The 16,036-nt window shown below is 59.9% G+C and carries 15 protein-coding genes and 1 other RNA gene; 8 read left to right on the forward strand and 8 right to left on the reverse strand.

Going from position 1 to position 16,036, the window contains the following annotated elements; all coding sequences use genetic code 11:
- Positions 1 to 11 precede the first annotated feature (11 nt).
- The gene (gene amtB, locus RTM13_RS06830) at positions 12 to 1,298 is read left to right on the forward strand and encodes an ammonium transporter AmtB (RefSeq protein ID WP_312211199.1); all 1,287 of its coding nucleotides are present in this window, start codon (positions 12 to 14) and stop codon (positions 1,296 to 1,298) included.
- A 49-nt stretch (positions 1,299 to 1,347) separates the two neighbouring features.
- Here amtB and tesB read toward each other — a convergent pair whose 3' ends face one another.
- A complete protein-coding gene (gene tesB / locus RTM13_RS06835) occupies positions 1,348 to 2,211 on the reverse strand; it encodes an acyl-CoA thioesterase II (protein WP_312211200.1) in 864 nt (287 codons plus the stop codon).
- Positions 2,212 to 2,432: 221 nt separating this feature from the next.
- Between tesB and RTM13_RS06840 the strand changes: the two genes are divergently transcribed.
- Positions 2,433 to 3,002, forward strand: a complete 570-nt coding sequence (locus RTM13_RS06840; RefSeq protein ID WP_312211202.1) for a YbaY family lipoprotein — start codon at positions 2,433 to 2,435, stop codon at positions 3,000 to 3,002.
- 30 nt (positions 3,003 to 3,032) lie between these two features.
- On the opposite strand, the gene RTM13_RS06845 is transcribed toward RTM13_RS06840, so the two are convergent.
- A complete protein-coding gene (locus tag RTM13_RS06845; RefSeq protein WP_312211204.1) occupies positions 3,033 to 3,344 on the reverse strand; it encodes an MGMT family protein in 312 nt (103 codons plus the stop codon).
- A gap of 165 nt (positions 3,345 to 3,509) precedes the next feature.
- Here RTM13_RS06845 and ffs point away from each other — a divergent pair.
- The 3 genes from ffs to RTM13_RS06860 all read left to right on the forward strand — a co-directional run bounded on the left by ffs (position 3,510) and on the right by RTM13_RS06860 (position 4,323).
- An RNA gene (gene ffs / locus RTM13_RS06850) (signal recognition particle sRNA small type) lies at positions 3,510 to 3,606 on the forward strand.
- A gap of 259 nt (positions 3,607 to 3,865) precedes the next feature.
- The gene (locus tag RTM13_RS06855) at positions 3,866 to 4,114 is read left to right on the forward strand and encodes a hypothetical protein (protein ID WP_312211206.1); all 249 of its coding nucleotides are present in this window, start codon (positions 3,866 to 3,868) and stop codon (positions 4,112 to 4,114) included.
- Positions 4,111 to 4,323 (forward strand): hypothetical protein, encoded by a 213-nt coding sequence (locus RTM13_RS06860; protein ID WP_238083401.1) that lies wholly within the window; start codon positions 4,111 to 4,113, stop codon positions 4,321 to 4,323. Before RTM13_RS06855 ends, RTM13_RS06860 begins: the two co-directional genes overlap by 4 nt.
- 34 nt (positions 4,324 to 4,357) lie before the next feature.
- On the opposite strand, the gene RTM13_RS06865 is transcribed toward RTM13_RS06860, so the two are convergent.
- Entirely contained in the window at positions 4,358 to 5,785 is a 1,428-nt protein-coding gene (locus tag RTM13_RS06865; RefSeq protein WP_312211207.1) for a PLP-dependent aminotransferase family protein, read from the reverse strand.
- An 87-nt stretch (positions 5,786 to 5,872) separates the two neighbouring features.
- Here RTM13_RS06865 and RTM13_RS06870 point away from each other — a divergent pair, with 87 nt between their 5' ends.
- From RTM13_RS06870 to RTM13_RS06880, 3 genes are all read left to right on the forward strand, one after another.
- Positions 5,873 to 6,487 carry a hypothetical protein gene (locus tag RTM13_RS06870; RefSeq protein ID WP_312211208.1) on the forward strand — a complete coding sequence of 205 codons (615 nt, stop codon included), beginning with the start codon at positions 5,873 to 5,875 and terminating at the stop codon, positions 6,485 to 6,487.
- A 74-nt stretch (positions 6,488 to 6,561) separates the two neighbouring features.
- Positions 6,562 to 7,548: a LacI family DNA-binding transcriptional regulator gene (locus RTM13_RS06875; RefSeq protein WP_312211209.1), complete on the forward strand. Its 987-nt coding sequence runs from the start codon at positions 6,562 to 6,564 to the stop codon at positions 7,546 to 7,548.
- Between the two features lie 117 nt (positions 7,549 to 7,665).
- On the forward strand, positions 7,666 to 10,740 hold the full coding sequence (locus RTM13_RS06880) for a beta-galactosidase (protein ID WP_312211210.1): 3,075 nt from the start codon (positions 7,666 to 7,668) through the stop codon (positions 10,738 to 10,740).
- On the opposite strand, the gene RTM13_RS06885 is transcribed toward RTM13_RS06880, so the two are convergent.
- The 5 genes from RTM13_RS06885 to RTM13_RS06905 form a co-directional block, all read right to left on the reverse strand.
- Positions 10,721 to 12,301, reverse strand: coding sequence for an EAL domain-containing protein (locus tag RTM13_RS06885; RefSeq protein ID WP_312211609.1), 1,581 nt, complete (start codon positions 12,299 to 12,301; stop codon positions 10,721 to 10,723). The two genes, RTM13_RS06880 and RTM13_RS06885, sit on opposite strands and share 20 nt — an antisense overlap.
- 144 nt (positions 12,302 to 12,445) lie before the next feature.
- Complete coding sequence (locus RTM13_RS06890) at positions 12,446 to 13,105, reverse strand: methionine ABC transporter permease (protein ID WP_312211610.1); 660 nt, start codon at positions 13,103 to 13,105, stop codon at positions 12,446 to 12,448.
- Positions 13,102 to 13,890 (reverse strand): ATP-binding cassette domain-containing protein, encoded by a 789-nt coding sequence (locus RTM13_RS06895; protein ID WP_312211211.1) that lies wholly within the window; start codon positions 13,888 to 13,890, stop codon positions 13,102 to 13,104. Before RTM13_RS06895 ends, RTM13_RS06890 begins: the two co-directional genes overlap by 4 nt.
- Positions 13,887 to 14,693, reverse strand: a complete 807-nt coding sequence (locus RTM13_RS06900; protein WP_312211611.1) for a MetQ/NlpA family ABC transporter substrate-binding protein — start codon at positions 14,691 to 14,693, stop codon at positions 13,887 to 13,889. The genes RTM13_RS06895 and RTM13_RS06900 overlap by 4 nt, the downstream gene beginning before the upstream one ends.
- Before the next feature lie 35 nt (positions 14,694 to 14,728).
- Complete coding sequence (locus RTM13_RS06905; protein ID WP_312211213.1) at positions 14,729 to 15,757, reverse strand: isopenicillin N synthase family oxygenase; 1,029 nt, start codon at positions 15,755 to 15,757, stop codon at positions 14,729 to 14,731.
- Positions 15,758 to 16,036 lie beyond the last annotated feature (279 nt).

Here is a 16,036-nt window from a genome sequence, read left to right on the forward strand (position 1 = left end):
GGATGGTAAAAATGAAAAAAGTAACCTTAAAAACGGCGATGGCCGCACTGGCAGCGTTACCGGGTCTGGCGATGGCGGCTCCGGCCGTGGCCGACAAGGCCGATAACGCCTTTATGATGATCTGCACCGCGCTGGTGCTGTTTATGACCATTCCGGGTATTGCGCTGTTCTACGGCGGCCTGATCCGTGGCAAAAACGTGCTCTCGATGCTGACTCAGGTCACCGTGACCTTTGCGCTGGTCTGCGTGCTGTGGGTGGTCTACGGCTACTCGCTGGCGTTCGGCACGGGCAACAACTTCTTCGGTGACTTCAACTGGGCGATGCTGAAAAACATCGAGCTGACCGCCGTGATGGGCAGCTTCTACCAGTATATTCACGTTGCGTTCCAGGGCTCATTCGCCTGCATCACCGTCGGCCTGATCGTCGGCGCGCTGGCCGAGCGTATCCGCTTCTCTGCGGTACTGATCTTCGTGGTGGTGTGGATGACCCTCTCCTATGTGCCGATTGCACATATGGTCTGGGGCGGCGGCCTGCTGGCTTCCCACGGCGCGCTGGACTTTGCTGGCGGCACGGTGGTGCACATCAACGCCGCGATTGCGGGCCTGGTGGGGGCCTACCTGATTGGCAAACGCGTTGGTTTCGGTAAAGAGGCGTTCAAACCGCACAACCTGCCGATGGTCTTTATCGGTACGGCGATCCTCTATATCGGCTGGTTTGGCTTTAACGCAGGCTCTGCCGGTGCCGCCAACGAAATCGCTGCCCTGGCGTTCGTCAACACCGTTGTTGCCACCGCTGCCGCTATCCTCGCCTGGGTATTCGGCGAATGGGCAACCCGCGGCAAGCCGTCGCTGCTGGGCGCATGCTCCGGGGCCATTGCCGGTCTGGTTGCCGTGACGCCAGCCTGTGGCTACATCGGCGTGGGCGGTTCACTGATTGTTGGTATCGTGGCGGGCCTGGCCGGTCTGTGGGGCGTGACCATGCTGAAACGCTGGCTGCGCGTTGACGACCCGTGTGACGTGTTCGGTGTGCACGGCGTCTGCGGCATCGTAGGCTGTATCCTGACCGGCGTGTTTGCCTCTACCTCCCTGGGTGGCGTTGGCTACGCGGAAGGTGTGACCATGGGGCACCAGGTGCTGGTGCAGCTGGAAAGTATCGCTATTACCATCGTCTGGTCAGGCGTCGTCGCTTTCATCGGCTACAAGCTGGCAGACATGATTGTTGGCCTGCGCGTACCGGAAGAGCAGGAGCGCGAAGGCCTGGATGTGAACAGCCACGGCGAAAACGCTTACAACGCGTAATCTGGCTTAACCCTCTGGAAAACCTCCCGCCTGCGGGAGGTTTTTTTGTTTATTCGTTGCGGTTGCGCATCACCCCTTCCTGCACGCTGGAGGCCACCAGCACACCCTCCTGGGTATAGAATTCGCCACGCACAAACCCACGCGCGCTGGAGGCAGAGGTGCTCTCCACGCTATAGAGCAGCCACTCGTTCATATCGAACGGACGGTGGAACCACATCGAGTGATCGATGGTGGCAACCTGCATGCCCCGCTCCAGAAAACCGACCCCGTGCGGCTGCAGCGCCACCGGCAGGAAGTTGAAGTCAGAGGCGTAGCCCAGCAGGTACTGATGGGTACGAAAATCCGCTGGCATCGTACCGTTGGCACGGATCCACACCTGGCGGGTCGGCTCAGCCACGTGGCCCTTCATCGGGTTATGAAACTCAACCGGGCGGATCTCCAGCGGCTTATCACAGAGAAACTTCTCCTTTACCTGCGGCGGCAGGAGGTGCGCCAGCGAGCGGGCAATGTCCGTTTCCGACGGCAAATTATCCGGGGCAGGGGCGGCGGGCATCGTTTTCTGGTGCTCATAGCCCGGCTCAGGAGCCTGGAACGAGGCTGTCATATAGAAAATGGGTTTGCCGTTCTGGATGGCGGCTACCCGGCGAGCGCTAAAGCTGTTACCGTCGCGCAGCACCTCTACGTCATAGATGATCGGTTTTTGGCTATCGCCGGGGCGTAAAAAATAGCTGTGGAACGAGTGGACGAGGCGATCTGCCGGGACGGTCTCTTTTGCGGCATAGAGTGCCTGACCGACAACCTGGCCGCCAAAGACCTGGCGCAGGCCTAAATCTTCGCTTTGACCGCGAAACAGACCCTCTTCAATTTTTTCCAGATTAAGCAACGTCAGCAGATTATTCAGCGCTTGACTCATAGGTGTCCTCAATAAAATAAAAGCGACCGAGCGGATACAGGCAGAGTATAACCCAGAAATGCAAGTGGTCCGATGGGTGCAAAAATCTGAATACATGGCTGTTTCCAGGCAAAAATCAGTGATGTGTGCCACACTTACTGGCGTTCGATACGATTTAAGTATTAACCACTGATTCTGGCGGGCGTCATACCTGCTGGTGCATTGAAGATAAGGAGAACTCAATGAAACTCGTGCACATGTTAAGTGGTTTAGCGGTTGCCGTTTCTCTGGCTGCCTGTGCCGACAAAAGCGCAGATATCCAGACGCCCGCACCAAACCCGAATACCTCCATTGCCTCAACGCAGTCCGTGATTAAGCAGCCTAACGTCTCGGGTACGATCTGGATCCGTCAGAAGGTGGCTCTGCCGCCGGATGCGGTACTGACCGTGACTCTGGCCGATGCGTCCCAGGCTGACGTGCCGTCTAAAGTCATCGCCCAGCGTGCCGTTCGTACCGAAGGTAAACAGGCTCCGTTCAGCTATGAACTGCCGTTTGACCCGGCGCAGGTACAGCCGGACGCGCGTATTCTGCTAAGCGCCGCGATTACGATTGATAACAAACTGGTGTTTATTACTGATGGCATCAAGCCAGCGGTTAATCAGGGCGGTACCCGTATCGACCTGACGCTGGTACCGGTTCAGCAGACTGCTGTGCCGATGCAGCAGAGCGGTGGGGCAGCAACCACCGTGCCGTCTACCTCGCCAACGCAGGTTAACCCTTCGTCAGCGACTCCCGCACCGACGCAGCTGTAATGAGAAAACCCTCTCCCCGGAGAGGGTTTTTTAATAGTTCCAGCGATAGCGCGCTAAATCAATTATACCGCTACCTGATACCTGAACGCCGTCGGCGAGCAGAGCCTGACGCTGGCGCTGTAGATCTGGCCCGGTGAGAGAAATGTGCCCCTGACGATTCACTACCCGATGCCACGGCAGCGTACTGCCCTCCGGCAGGCGTCTGAGTACGCCGCCAACCTGGCGTGCCGCACGCGGTGAACCCGCCAGCCGGGCAACCTCTCCGTAGGTTGTGACCGAGCCGGGCGGTATGGCGGCGACGATTTGCCACACCCGCTGGGGAAAAGAGTCGTTGTCTGCCATAGCGGTTTCCTTAAAAGTCTCTCACCAGCATAATCAGCGCACGCTGGCCTGTGAAGAGGCGCTTGCGCAATAAACCAGCATCCAGCAGGCTGCGGCTTGCAATTGCCGGGCCATACGGTAATAATGCGTCCGCGCGTTGGTTAACAACGCTCTCAATGGGGGCCCTGTTGGTTCTCCCGCAACGCTACTCTGTTTACCAGGTCAGATCCGGAAGGAAGCAGCCAGAGCAGATGACGTGTGTGCCGGGATGTAGCTGGCAGGGCCCCCACCCATTTTTAGCACTCGCTATGCCAATCTCTTCTCATGCAATTTGCTTCCTGCTTAAGATCACTCCTCTGTCGTATTGCCTGACATCTATTTGTCATTAAACTGAAATACTAATGTCATTTTTATGTCATATATTCCTGCCACAGTAATATTACAGTAATGTGATCGACGGCGTTTTAAGAAAACTATTTCTGGATCAACGCGAAAAGCTGGTGTATTAATTACTCGTCTCATTTATACCGAAAGGGATAATCATGGTCAGCGCAGTGTTAAACGTAAAAATCGACGAAGCAGTAAAAGAGAAGCTCCGCCATTACGCAGAAGCAAATAATGAGAATTTAAGCACCGCAACTGAAAAGCTTCTCCAGCTGGCCTTTGAGTCACACGGCGACGCCATCTCAGAGGAAGATATCGATAGCCAGCATACGGAAGAAGAGAGTTCATCGGCCTTGAGTGTCAAAGAGATCAAGGCGTTACGTAAACTGCTTAAGAAGAAAAAATGAAGCCGCTACAGTCAACCGCCAGCAACTATGCTGAAGCCTGCGAGCAGCTGCGCTCCGGCTACGTAAAACAGGTTCGTCTGAACTGGAATGTCGGAACAGATGAGTTTTTTCGTATCGCATCAGAGTGGTGTGATGCCGGCGCAAAAATAAAAAAACAGGGCGAAAGTTTTATTATTGCGCTGAAAGGTTTTCCTATTCCCCGACAGTAACAATACTGCGATCGGTTAACCGATCGCAGTCACATTAAATATATTTCCGCTGCCGTATAATCGGCGACTGGTTAATTAATGAAGCCCATATTGGCTGTAGGGCCATAAACGCATCCTGCAATACTCTCTCCGGCTGGGTAAAGGGCATGCGCAGATAGCGTTCAAATGCGCCAGCCAAACCAAAGCGCGTTCCTGCTCCCAGGTGAATACCTGCACTTTCTGCGCCAGTGGCAAATCGCGTTGCCAGCGCTTCCGGCAGCTCTACCCAGAAAGAGAGCCCACCCTGAGGGATCTGCGTCTGCCATTGCGGAAAAAAGGTCTGCATCAGACGCAGGCAGTCGTCCCGGCGCGTAGCCAGCATCCGCCGATGGGCGGGCAAAAAGGTCTCTCCATTTTCAATTAGCCAGCGGGCAGCGAGCTGCTCCAGCACCGGCGTACCCAGATCGATTGTGTCACGCATCTGAACCAGCGAGGCGATAGTGCGGGCCGGAGCGCGGATCCAGCCCAGCCGCAGCCCGCCCCAGAAGCTCTTGGCGGCGGAGCCGATCGAGATCACCGACGCATCCGGGCTGAAAGCGGCCAGCGGGGGAGGAGGCGGGGCGTCATACCAGAGATCGACCATGGTTTCGTCCACCACCAGCGTTGTGCGCGTGCGGGCGGCAATCTCCGCCACGGTTTGCCGGGTAGCGGCGTCCATACAGCGGCCGGTGGGATTATGAAAGTCCGGCATCAGGTAGGCGAGCCTCGGCGAGGTCTGGCCGATCGTTGCCGCCAGCCCGTCGCTATCCCAGCCCTGCTGCGGCAGCGCCACGCCAACCGGGCGGCAGGATGCCCCCTCAATCGCCGCTATCGCCAGTGGGTAGGTAGGGTGATCGACCACAACCCGATCCCCCGGTCCGGTCAGCAGGCGCAGGATCAGCGCAAATCCGCTGAGCGCCCCGTTAACAATCATGATTTCATCAGGCCGGGTCGGCAGGCCACGCGCGCCGTAGCGGGCCGCAATGGCTTCCCGTAATGCCAGCAATCCCTGCTGATCGTAGCCGGTAGAGCCAAAGTGCTGCGGCATGGCGATCAGCGCCTGCTGGTAGGCCTGATGGATCTCCGGGCTGGCCCCCAGCGAGGCGGTAGAGAGATCCAACGCGCTGCCTGCGTTGGTACGGGTAGGCACCGTGCGGCTGCTTTCGGGCAGCATCACGACCGAGCCGCTGCCGTGGCGGCTCAGGAGAAAGCCCTCATCCCGCAGCTGCGCCAGCGCGCTGGCTACGGTGGTGCGGCTGATGCCGAGGGCCGCGGCCAGCTCGCGCTCACCCGGCAGGCGGGTCTCCAGCGCCAGCCGACCATCGAGGATCAGCATTCGCAGCGCCTGGGCAAGCTGCTGCCACAGTGGCGTACGCGATGCGGGATGTTGCCACTGGCCCAGCAGCCGCACCAGCGACTGGCTTCCAAATCGACGTGATGACATAGGCAGTCCACTTTTTCAAAACTGGTCATTAATGATAATGCCAGTAAGAGCGAGGATGTCACTCTCTTTGATTGAATGAGGTGAACTATGCTGCGGCGACTCCTGCAACTCTATATCGGCCTGACGCTCTACGGCGTCTCTACCGCCATGTTTGTTCGGGCGGATCTCGGAGCCGATCCGTGGAACGTCTTTCATCTCGGCGTGGCGCAGCTCCTGTCGCTCAATATTGGCCTCGTGATAATCGCCGTGGGCGCACTGGTGTTGCTGCTGTGGATCCCTCTGCGTCAGCGTCCAGGCCTGGGCACCATCAGTAACGTGGTGGCGATTGGCTTAGCGGCGGACGCTGCGCTGGTGCTGATGCCTCCCCTGGAGTCGCTGCTGGCCCGCAGCCTGCTACTGGCTGCCGCCGTGGTGGTCAACGCGCTGGCAACGGGCATGTATATTGGTGCCGGGTTTGGTGCCGGGCCGCGCGATGGCCTGATGACCGGCATCAACGCCCGCACAGGCTGGTCGGTGCGCATGGTGCGTACCGCCATTGAGTTAAGCGTCCTGCTGCTGGGCTGCGCGATGGGCGGCACCTTTGGCGTCGGAACGGTGCTCTACGCGCTGGCGATTGGCCCGCTGATCCAGCTCTGTCTGCCGTGGTTTCGCCAGCCGTCCCGTGTTGCACTGGTCACCCAGCCGCAGAAGAGTGCGTTGTAAACCCGCGAAGCGCTCACAACAACGCCAGGCGGTTTGGGTTACACTGGCGACACCCCAGTTGCCAGGGTAACACTATGAAACCCATTACGCTTTATGATGTCGCCCGTTACGCGGGCGTCTCCTATCAGACCGTTTCCCGCGTTATTAACCAGGCGGAGCACGTCTCAGCGCGTACCCGCGAGAAAGTGCTCTTCGCCATGCGCGAGCTGAACTACGTGCCCAACCGTGGCGCGCAGCAGCTGGCGGGCAAGCGTAGCCGTACCCTCGGGCTGCTCACCAGCGATCTGGCTCTCCATGCGCCGTCCCAGATCGCCTCGGCGGTAAAAAACCGCGCCGCACAGTCCGGGGCTGGCGTGATTATCGCCATGCCCGAGCAGGCGAGCCAGGCGGCCTGCCTGCTGGCGTTACAGGAGCTGCTGGCCCAGCGGGTTACCGGGCTGCTGATCAACCTGCCGCTGGAAGATGATCAGGCCGAGGAGCTGGCGGCGCTGGCTCACCCGACGCCAACGCTGTTTCTCGACGTTAGCCCGACGGCGAGGGTCAATAGCCTGGTGTTTGACGCCGCACAGGGGGCAAGGCTGGGAGCCGGGCACGTTTTGACCCTGGGCCATCGCGTTATTGTCCTGCTCGGTGGGCCACCGAGCTCGGTATCAGCGCGAGCGCGTCTTGCGGGCTGGCTGGAGACGCTGACAAACGCCAACGTCACCCCAGCGGCCAGCGTGCACGGCGACTGGAGCGCAGCCTCGGGATATGAACAGGCCAGCCAGCTAATGGCCTCCCGGCCGTTGCCTGACGCCATTCTGGTGGCGAACGATCAGATGGCGCTTGGCGTGCTGCGCGCCTGTGCGGAAATGGGCATCGCCGTACCCGACCAGATCTCGGTTGTGGGCTATGACGATACCGCCGACAGCGCATGGTATACGCCGCCGCTGACGACGGTACGTCAGGCCTTTAAAGAGGCAGGTGAGCGCAGCGTGGACTGGCTGCTCCAGCCGCCCGCGGATGCTGAGCTTAGCCAGACGCTGCTGCCGGTCACGCTGGTCATCCGCAGCTCGGCCTGAAAACCCTTCGCTTTTGTGATCGACCCCGCTTCTGGCGATGGCGGGCCTTTACCTTTATTCCTTGTCCGGGCATCGTACAGAAAATTGTGAGCGCTTCGCAAAAATCATGAGGTCGACATGTCCGCTGCTGCACTGAACACCCTGCTTGCCCGCCGCGACTGGGAAAACCCGGTTGTGACCCACTGGAACCGTCTGCCGATGCACGTCCCTCTGCGCAGCTGGCGTAACGCCGAAGCAGCGGCCCAGGAGAGCGACTCTCCGTCATGGCGGCTGCTCAACGGCGAATGGCGGTTTAGCTTCTATCCCGCTCCGGAAGCCGTGCCAGCGTCGTGGATAGAAGAGGATTGCGCTAGCGCCGTTGCCATGCCGGTTCCCTCCAACTGGCAGATGCAGGGGTTCGATACGCCGATCTACACCAACGTCACCTACCCGATCCCGGTCACGCCGCCGTTTGTTCCTGCGGAGAACCCTACCGGCTGCTACTCGCTGACCTTTGACGTAGATGCAGCGTGGCTGGCGAGCGGCCAGACGCGGATTATTTTTGAGGGGGTCAACTCGGCCTTCTATCTCTGGTGCAACGGAGAGTGGATTGGCTATTCGCAGGATAGCCGCCTGCCCGCGGAGTTCGACCTCAGCGCGGTGCTGCGACCCGGCGCAAACCGGCTGGCGGTGATGGTTCTGCGCTGGTGCGACGGCAGCTATCTGGAAGATCAGGATATGTGGCGCATGAGCGGTATCTTCCGTGACGTGGTGCTGCTGCATAAGCCTGCAACGCACATCAGCGATTTCCAGGTCGAGACCGCGCTTAACGCGGATTTTAACCATGCCCGGATAAGTACCACCGTACAGCTTGCCGGTGAGCTAGCCGACTGCCGGGTGGCCATCACCCTGTGGCGCGGCGAGGAGCAGATCGCCAGCGCGGAGCAGCGTCCCGGCAGCGCAATTGTGGACGAGCGCGGCGCTTGGGCCGAGCGGCTGAGCGTCGAGCTTGCTGTCGATAAGCCGGATCTCTGGAGCGCCGAGACGCCGCATCTCTACCGGCTGACCGTCGCGCTACTCGACGCGCAGGGCCAGTTGCTGGAGGCTGAGGCCTGCGACGTGGGCGTGCGTAAGGTGGAGATTAGCAACGGCCAGCTGAAGGTCAATGGCAAGGCGCTGTTAATCCGCGGGGTTAACCGTCATGAGCACCACCCGGAAAACGGCCAGGCGGTGGACGAGGCTACCATGCGCCGGGATATCGAGCTGATGAAGCAGCATAACTTTAACGCCGTGCGCTGCTCCCACTACCCAAATCATCCCCTCTGGTACCGGCTGTGCGATCGCTACGGCCTCTACGTAGTTGATGAGGCCAACATTGAGACCCACGGCATGGTGCCGATGAGCCGCCTGGCGGACGATCCGCAGTGGTTCCCTGCGATGAGCGAGCGCGTCACCCGCATGGTGCAGCGCGACCGCAACCATCCCTCCATCATTATCTGGTCGCTGGGGAACGAATCTGGCCACGGCGCAAGCCATGACGCGCTCTACCGCTGGGTGAAGTCCAGCGATCCCACCCGCCCGGTGCAGTACGAGGGCGGCGGGGCGAACACGGCGGCGACCGATATTATCTGCCCGATGTATGCCCGCGTGGATATGGACCAGCCTTTCCCCGCCGTGCCGAAGTGGTCGATTAAGAAGTGGATCGCCCTCCCGGATGAGACGCGCCCGCTGATCCTCTGCGAATACGCCCATGCGATGGGCAATAGCTTCGGCGGCTTTGCCAAATACTGGCAGGCGTTTCGTGATAATCCTCGTCTGCAGGGCGGCTTTGTCTGGGACTGGGTCGACCAGGCGTTGACGAAGCGTGATGAAAACGGTAACGCCTTCTGGGCCTACGGCGGCGATTTTGGTGATACCCCAAACGATCGCCAGTTCTGCATGAACGGGCTGGTCTTCCCGGATCGCACCCCGCATCCGGCCCTCTATGAGGCCCAGCGCGCGCAGCAGTTTTTCCAGTTCCGTCTGCTTAGCACCACGCCGCTGGTGGTTGAGATCCACAGCGAGTATCTGTTCCGCCAGGCGGATAATGAGGTGCTGCGCTGGCACATTGCTCGCGACGGCGACGTGCTGGCCGAGGGCGAACAGCGGCTAGAGATCCTGCCCCAGGGCGTACAGCGGCTGGAGATCGATGCCCCCGCGCTGTCTACCGGGCCGGGGGAGGTGTGGCTTAGCGTCGAGATTTATCAGCAGCGGGCCACCGCGTGGTCCCCGGAGAACCATCGTTGCGCATGGGATCAGTGGCGGCTGCCTGCGCCGCTGGCTATTGCCCTACAGGAGGATGCAGGTTCAGGCGCAACGCTGGCAACCCGCGACGAGGCGTTTAACGTCAGCTGGCAGGATCGGCGCTGGCTCTTCTCACGCCGCAGCGGCGATCTGGAGCAGTGGTGGTGCGGGAAGACGCCGACGCTACTGACGCCGATTCGGGATCAGTTTACCCGCGCGCCGCTTGATAACGATATTGGTGTTAGCGAGGTGACGCGAATCGATCCCAACGCATGGGTCGAACGCTGGAAAGCGGCGGGCATGTACGCCATGACGCCGCGTCTGCTGCACTGCGCGGCGCAGGAGAGTGCCGGAGAGGTCGTGGTTACGACCCGCCACGTCTGGGAGCATGGAGATAACGTGCTGTTTATCAGCGATAAGCGCTGGCGCATCGACAGCCACGGCGTGCTACATGGTGAGGTTGAGGTGCAGAGCGCCACTGACGCGCCGCCACCGGCAAGGGTAGGTCTCTGCTGCCAGCTGGCAGCGGTGGAGGAGTCCGCGAGCTGGCTGGGTCTGGGGCCGCATGAGAACTACCCGGATCGCAGGCTGGCGGCAAGCCAGGGATGCTGGACGCTGCCGCTAAGCGCGCTGCACACGCCCTATATCTTCCCCAGTGATAACGGCCTGCGCTGTGATACGCGGCAACTCGAGTACGGCGCGCACCGGCTGAACGGGCATTTTCATTTCTCTCTCAGCCGCTACGGCCAGCGTCAGCTCCATGACACGACCCATCACCATCTGCTGCGCGAAGAGGAGGGCTGCTGGCTTAACCTCGACGCGTTTCATATGGGGGTAGGCGGCGACGACTCGTGGAGTCCGAGTGTGTCGCCGGAGTTTATTTTGGCTGAGGAGCGGGTGCGCTACGCCTTCAGCTGGCGTCAGGCGTAGCCTGGTTGGGCCGGAGGTTCTCTTCGGCCCATGCCATAAACGCCTCCTTCGGCAGCGCCTTGCTGTAGAACCAGCCCTGAGCGAACTGCACCCCGTGATTGCGCAGCCACTCAAGCTGGCCATCGGTCTCAACCCCCTCCGCGACCATCGCCAGCCCCAGCGCTTTTGCCATTTCGATAATGTGCGGGGTGACGTTTTTGTACTCCAGCGCATCAACGAAAGATTTATCGATCTTCAGAATATCGACCTCCAGATCTTGCAGATAACTCAGGCTGGAGTAGCCGGTGCCGAAGTCGTCAATATAGATCGCGTGCCCGGCACGGCGAAGCTCGGCAATGGCCGGGGAGCTGACTTTTGGATCGGCAAAGCCGCGCTCGGTGATCTCAAGGGCAATTTGCGAGGCGCTGAGCTGCCAGCGGGTCAGCAGCGTGCTGAGCAGAGGGGGGAGGCGCTTCGACACCAGATCGCCGGGATCGAGATTGATCGAGACGTGTTGATCCGGATGACGCTGTAACCATGGCCCCAGATCGCTGAATACCGTCTCAATAATTAGCTGCGTGAGCTGCGGCATCAGGCCAGACTGCTCCGCCAGCGGAATAAAGATATCCGGTGTGAGAAAGCGGCCGTCGGCCTGCCGCCAGCGGGCCAGCGCCTCGGCCCCGACCACTTTTCCGCTGCCCAGAGCGACAATCGGCTGGTAGTAGACCTCGATTTCGCGGGCGTTAATGGCATCCAGAATGCGATAGTGGGGCGACTGGAGACGGCGAAGCATCCGCAGCAGGAAGAACGCGATCAGCAGGCTCATCAGCACGCCGATCGGAAGCCAAATCAGCAGCTGCCGGTGCAGGTTTTTCCCCAGTGGATCGAGGGAGGCAGCGGTAATAATGGCTAACCCCAGCTCGGGGAAGCGGCGTACATCATACAGGATGCCTTTCTGCTGGAAACGTGTCAGCGTACTTTGCCGCGCCTGCTGCCAGATCGCAGGATTGAACCCGCCGCTGCTGGCAATCAGTCGGTTGGTCGTCATGCTCACCAGCGACACGTCAATGGGCCATGCCCCAAAGGGCAGGACGTCAATAAACGACAGGGGATCGATCATTACTACATGGCGCTCGCTGCCCAGCGCAGCCATGATGCGGTTTAAGCCGATATCGTTTTGGGTGGTGAGCCAGGCCTGGTAACCGTCCGGGGTGATCCTCTCTGGCGGCGGGAGCATACCTTCCCGGCTGTGGTTTTCCAGCGACGAGCAGACGGGTTGCAGATGGTCAACGTAGATCATCTCCTGCACGTAGTGGTTAGCAAAGGCAACCCTGCGCATTGCCAGCAGATGGGCGGGGCTACAGGGCGTGCCCGTAAACTGGTCAATCTCGTTGAGGGCTAATTTGGCTTGCTGAACCACTTTTTGGGTGCGCATCACAACCCGGGTGGCGTAAGCGTCCAGCTCTTTTATAAAGGTCTCCTGTGCCTGGCGGTGCGCCAGCCAGATGCTCAGTCCCACCGGGACGAGCACCGCAAGGATCAGGACAACGGTAACAACGCTTACCAGCCGTCGGCTTGTCATCATCAAACGTTCCTTTTTGATATATGGCGAAAGAGAGTCAGCAGCAGATGTGTATAATCTTTATACCATTCTCTGCGGCGATCCTCTGCTATTTCACGCCAAAATTCCTTGATGCAAAAAGCGTTTAATGAAAAAAGCGTAGCGCTAGCGGCGGTGGGCCAGCCGACGTACCAGACGATCGCCGGTCATCTGCACCCCCTGAACCAGCGCCACTAAAATGACTACCGTGCCCACCATCACCTGGTCGTTAAAGCGCTGGTAGCCGTAGCGAATGGCCAGATCCCCCAGCCCGCCGCCGCCAATGACCCCAGCCATTGAAGAGAAACCAATCAGCATCACTACGGTGAGCGTGGTCCCCGCCAGCAGCGTCGGCAGCGCTTCCGGCAACAGCGCTTTAGCAATGACGTGCCAGACGCTGCCCCCCATCGACAGAATGGCTTCGATTCGCCCATAGTTCACCTCGTCCAGCGCGTTCTCCGTCAGCCGGGCAAAGAAGGGGAACGCGCCGATGGTGATGGGGACCACCGCGGCGGTGCTGCCCAGCGTGGTGCCAATCAGCAGCCGTGTAAAAGGGATCAGCGCAATCAGCAGCACGATAAACGGCAGCGAGCGGCCAAGGTTAATAATGGCCCCCAGCACGGCGTTGGTTTTAGGCATCGGCAGCAGGCCGTTTGCCCGGGAAATATAGAGTAATACGCCGATGGGCAGACCAATCAGCACGGTAAACAGGGCGGCCAGCGCCACCATGTAGATGGTCTCCAGGGTGCCGTTCAGCAGCATCGGCCACAGCTCATCCCAGCTCATGCTACGCATAGCGGTCTCCCGTTTAAGCCATGTCGTTCCAGGAAGAGGCGTTCCGCCTGCGGATCGGGCAGCAGCGCCTGGCGCAGGCGCGACCACGGCGTCACCAGCAGATCGGCAATCTTCCCGCTCTCAATCAGCTCGCCGTTCTCCAACAGCGCCGCATGATCGCAGAGGCTTTTTACCACCTCCAGCTGATGGGTAATCAGCACAATCGTCAGGCCGAGCTGGCGGTTGATATCCGCCAGCAGGCTGAGCACCGACTGTGTGGTCTCTGGATCCAGCGCGCTGGTGGCCTCGTCGCAGAGTAGCACCTGCGGGCGCGCCGCCAGCGCCCGGGCGATGCCGACGCGCTGCTTCTGCCCGCCGGAGAGCTGAGAGGGGAAGGCCTGCGCCTTATCACTCAGTCCCACCAGGTGCAGCAGCTCCTCGACTCGCGCCCGGCGCTGCGCTTTGGCGACGCCCGCGATCTCCAGCGGCACGGCGACGTTATCTGCCACGCTGCGGGCATGCAGCAGATTGAAGTGCTGAAAAATCATGCCGGTTTGCAGACGGTGCGCGCGCAGCGCCGCTTTATCGAAGCCGGTGATGTCGCGTCCGCTGACCAGAATGCGGCCGCGGGTCGGCCGCTCCAGCAGGTTCAGGCAGCGGATCAGCGTGCTCTTACCCGCACCGCTGCGCCCGAGAATGCCGTAAATGGCACCTTCGGGAACGGTTAACGAGATGTCGTTCAGCGCCGGTCGGCCTGCTCCGGCATAGGTTTTACTCAGCCCTTCAATCACAATCATGACTGTGGCACGACCGGAATAACCGAGCCGTTGTAGTTTTTGCGGATAAATTCCGCCACCTGCGGCGAGGTGAGATCCTTCGCCAGCTCCTTGATGCGCGGGTCGTTGGCCAACGCCGGATTGGTCACCAGAATATTGGCGTAGGGGTTATGCTCGGCACTCTCCAGCCCCAGCGCATCTTTAGCCGGCGTCAGGCCTGCCTCCAGGGCGTAGTTGCCGTTGATCACAGCCAGATCGACGTCGTCCAGCGAGCGGGGGATCTGCGGGGATTCGATCTCAAGAATTTTAATATGTTTCGGATTCTCGGCAATGTCCTTCGGCGTGGCGAGGGTGGTGGCCGGATCGGTAAACTTCGCGTTGAGCTTAATTAGCCCCTGGCTTTGCAGCAGGAACAGGGCGCGGCTCAGGTTGGTGGTGTTGTTCGGGACCGCCACCGTGGCGTTGTCAGGAACCGACTTGAAATCTTTATACTTACGCGAGTAGATGCCCAGTGGTTCAATGTGTACCGTCGCCGCCACGGCAAAGGTTTTGCCCAGCGCCTTCTCCTGATCTTTAAGGTACGGAACGTGCTGGAAATAGTTGGCATCGACGTCGCCGTTAGCCAGTAACTCGTTGGCGTTGACGCCACTGGTCAGCTCCACCACCTTGATATCCAGTTTGGGATCAAACGTTTTGATATAGTTGAGAATTTCCGCGTGCGGTACGGCGTCCGCAGCGATGCGCAACGCTTCCGCGTGGGCGGAACCCCATGCCAGAGACAGAGAGAGTGCCAGCCCGGCCAGTTTAAATGCTGCAGGTTTCATCATTTTTATCCTTTATCGTTATATCAGTGGGTTTATCAGGCAATCAGCTGTTCGCTGCGCTCGCGCAGCACGTCCCGGTAGTAACGCTCGGCCACGTCTGGATGGGATCGCAGCCGGCCTTTCAGGTAGTTCCAGCCCACGTCGCGCAGCAGTGGATTGTCCGGATCGCTCTCTGGCCCCTGCGCCTCCTGCGCCAGCCGCTCGGGCAGGGCGTAAACCGGCACCACCGCGTCCAGCTGCGCGCCGAGGAAGAAGGCGATCGACAGTCGCTCCTGCCCGGCAGCAGGGGAGACCACCCGGTGCACCGTGGCGCGCAGATAGCCGTTGGTCGCCAGCTCCAGCAGCTCACCAATGTTCACGACGAAGCTCCCGGCCAGCGGGGCCGCATCCAGCCAGCGGCCCGGGGCCACCTCCACCTGCAAGCCTCTCTGCTCATCCTGTAGCAGAAAGCTAAGGAAGCCGGAGTCCTTGTGCGCGCCGACGCCTTGCTGGCTCTCGGTTGCTGGCTGGCCTGGATAGCGGATCAGCTTGATGTGCTCATTAGGCTTATCGCCATACAGCGCATCAAAAGCGTTCGGGGGGAGATCCAGTGCCAGGGCGAAGGCGCGCAGCAGGTTGAGTGCCATGCTGGTCATCGCTCTCTGCCAGGCGAGCAGGGCAGGCTTCAGCGTCGGCTGCGCCTCTGGCCACAGGTTCGGTCCCTGCAGACGCCGCCAGCGAGGATCGTCCCCGGCAACGTGCAGAGCCGGACGCTCAGCGCCAATATCAAACTGTTCGCGCCAGTCCGGCTGGCCACGCGTCAGCTCAGAGGCCGCCCGGTTATAGCCACGAAAATGGGGAGAGTGGATCATCGCCACCTGCTGCTTCTCGGCGTCGGAGAGGGCAAAGAAGCGACGGGTCTCCTGCTGGACGGCGCGTTGCAGATCGTCATCCACACCGTGATTAACTAAATAGAAGAAGCCGATGTCCCGTGCGGCATGGCGCAGCTGTTCCAGAAAGGCGGGACGATTGACCGGGTCGGCAAAGTGCGACAGGTCAAGAATAGGCAGGCGGGTAGCGGTCATGGCTGGCTCCTTATATTGGCTTTCTGGCAGAGTGCCTTAAAGCCATATATTCAACCAATAACCTTCTTTTCTAATTTATGACCGGGTGGGATCAAGTGCTTTTGCGAAAAATGGATAAGGCAGGGGGCGTGGTTTGCGGCAGGCCAAAATGATAAGAGCCCTGACCGGAAAAGTCAGGGCTCTTAGGGTACTGCTGATATTGCATTTAACATTAAGGAACTTAACTACATGATACTGCTAATGATACTGCTTTAAATGTACACGTTTAAGGTTTTAAAC

Source organism: Pseudescherichia sp. (assembly GCF_031979925.1).
Taxonomy (GTDB): Bacteria; Pseudomonadota; Gammaproteobacteria; order Enterobacterales; family Enterobacteriaceae; genus Pseudescherichia.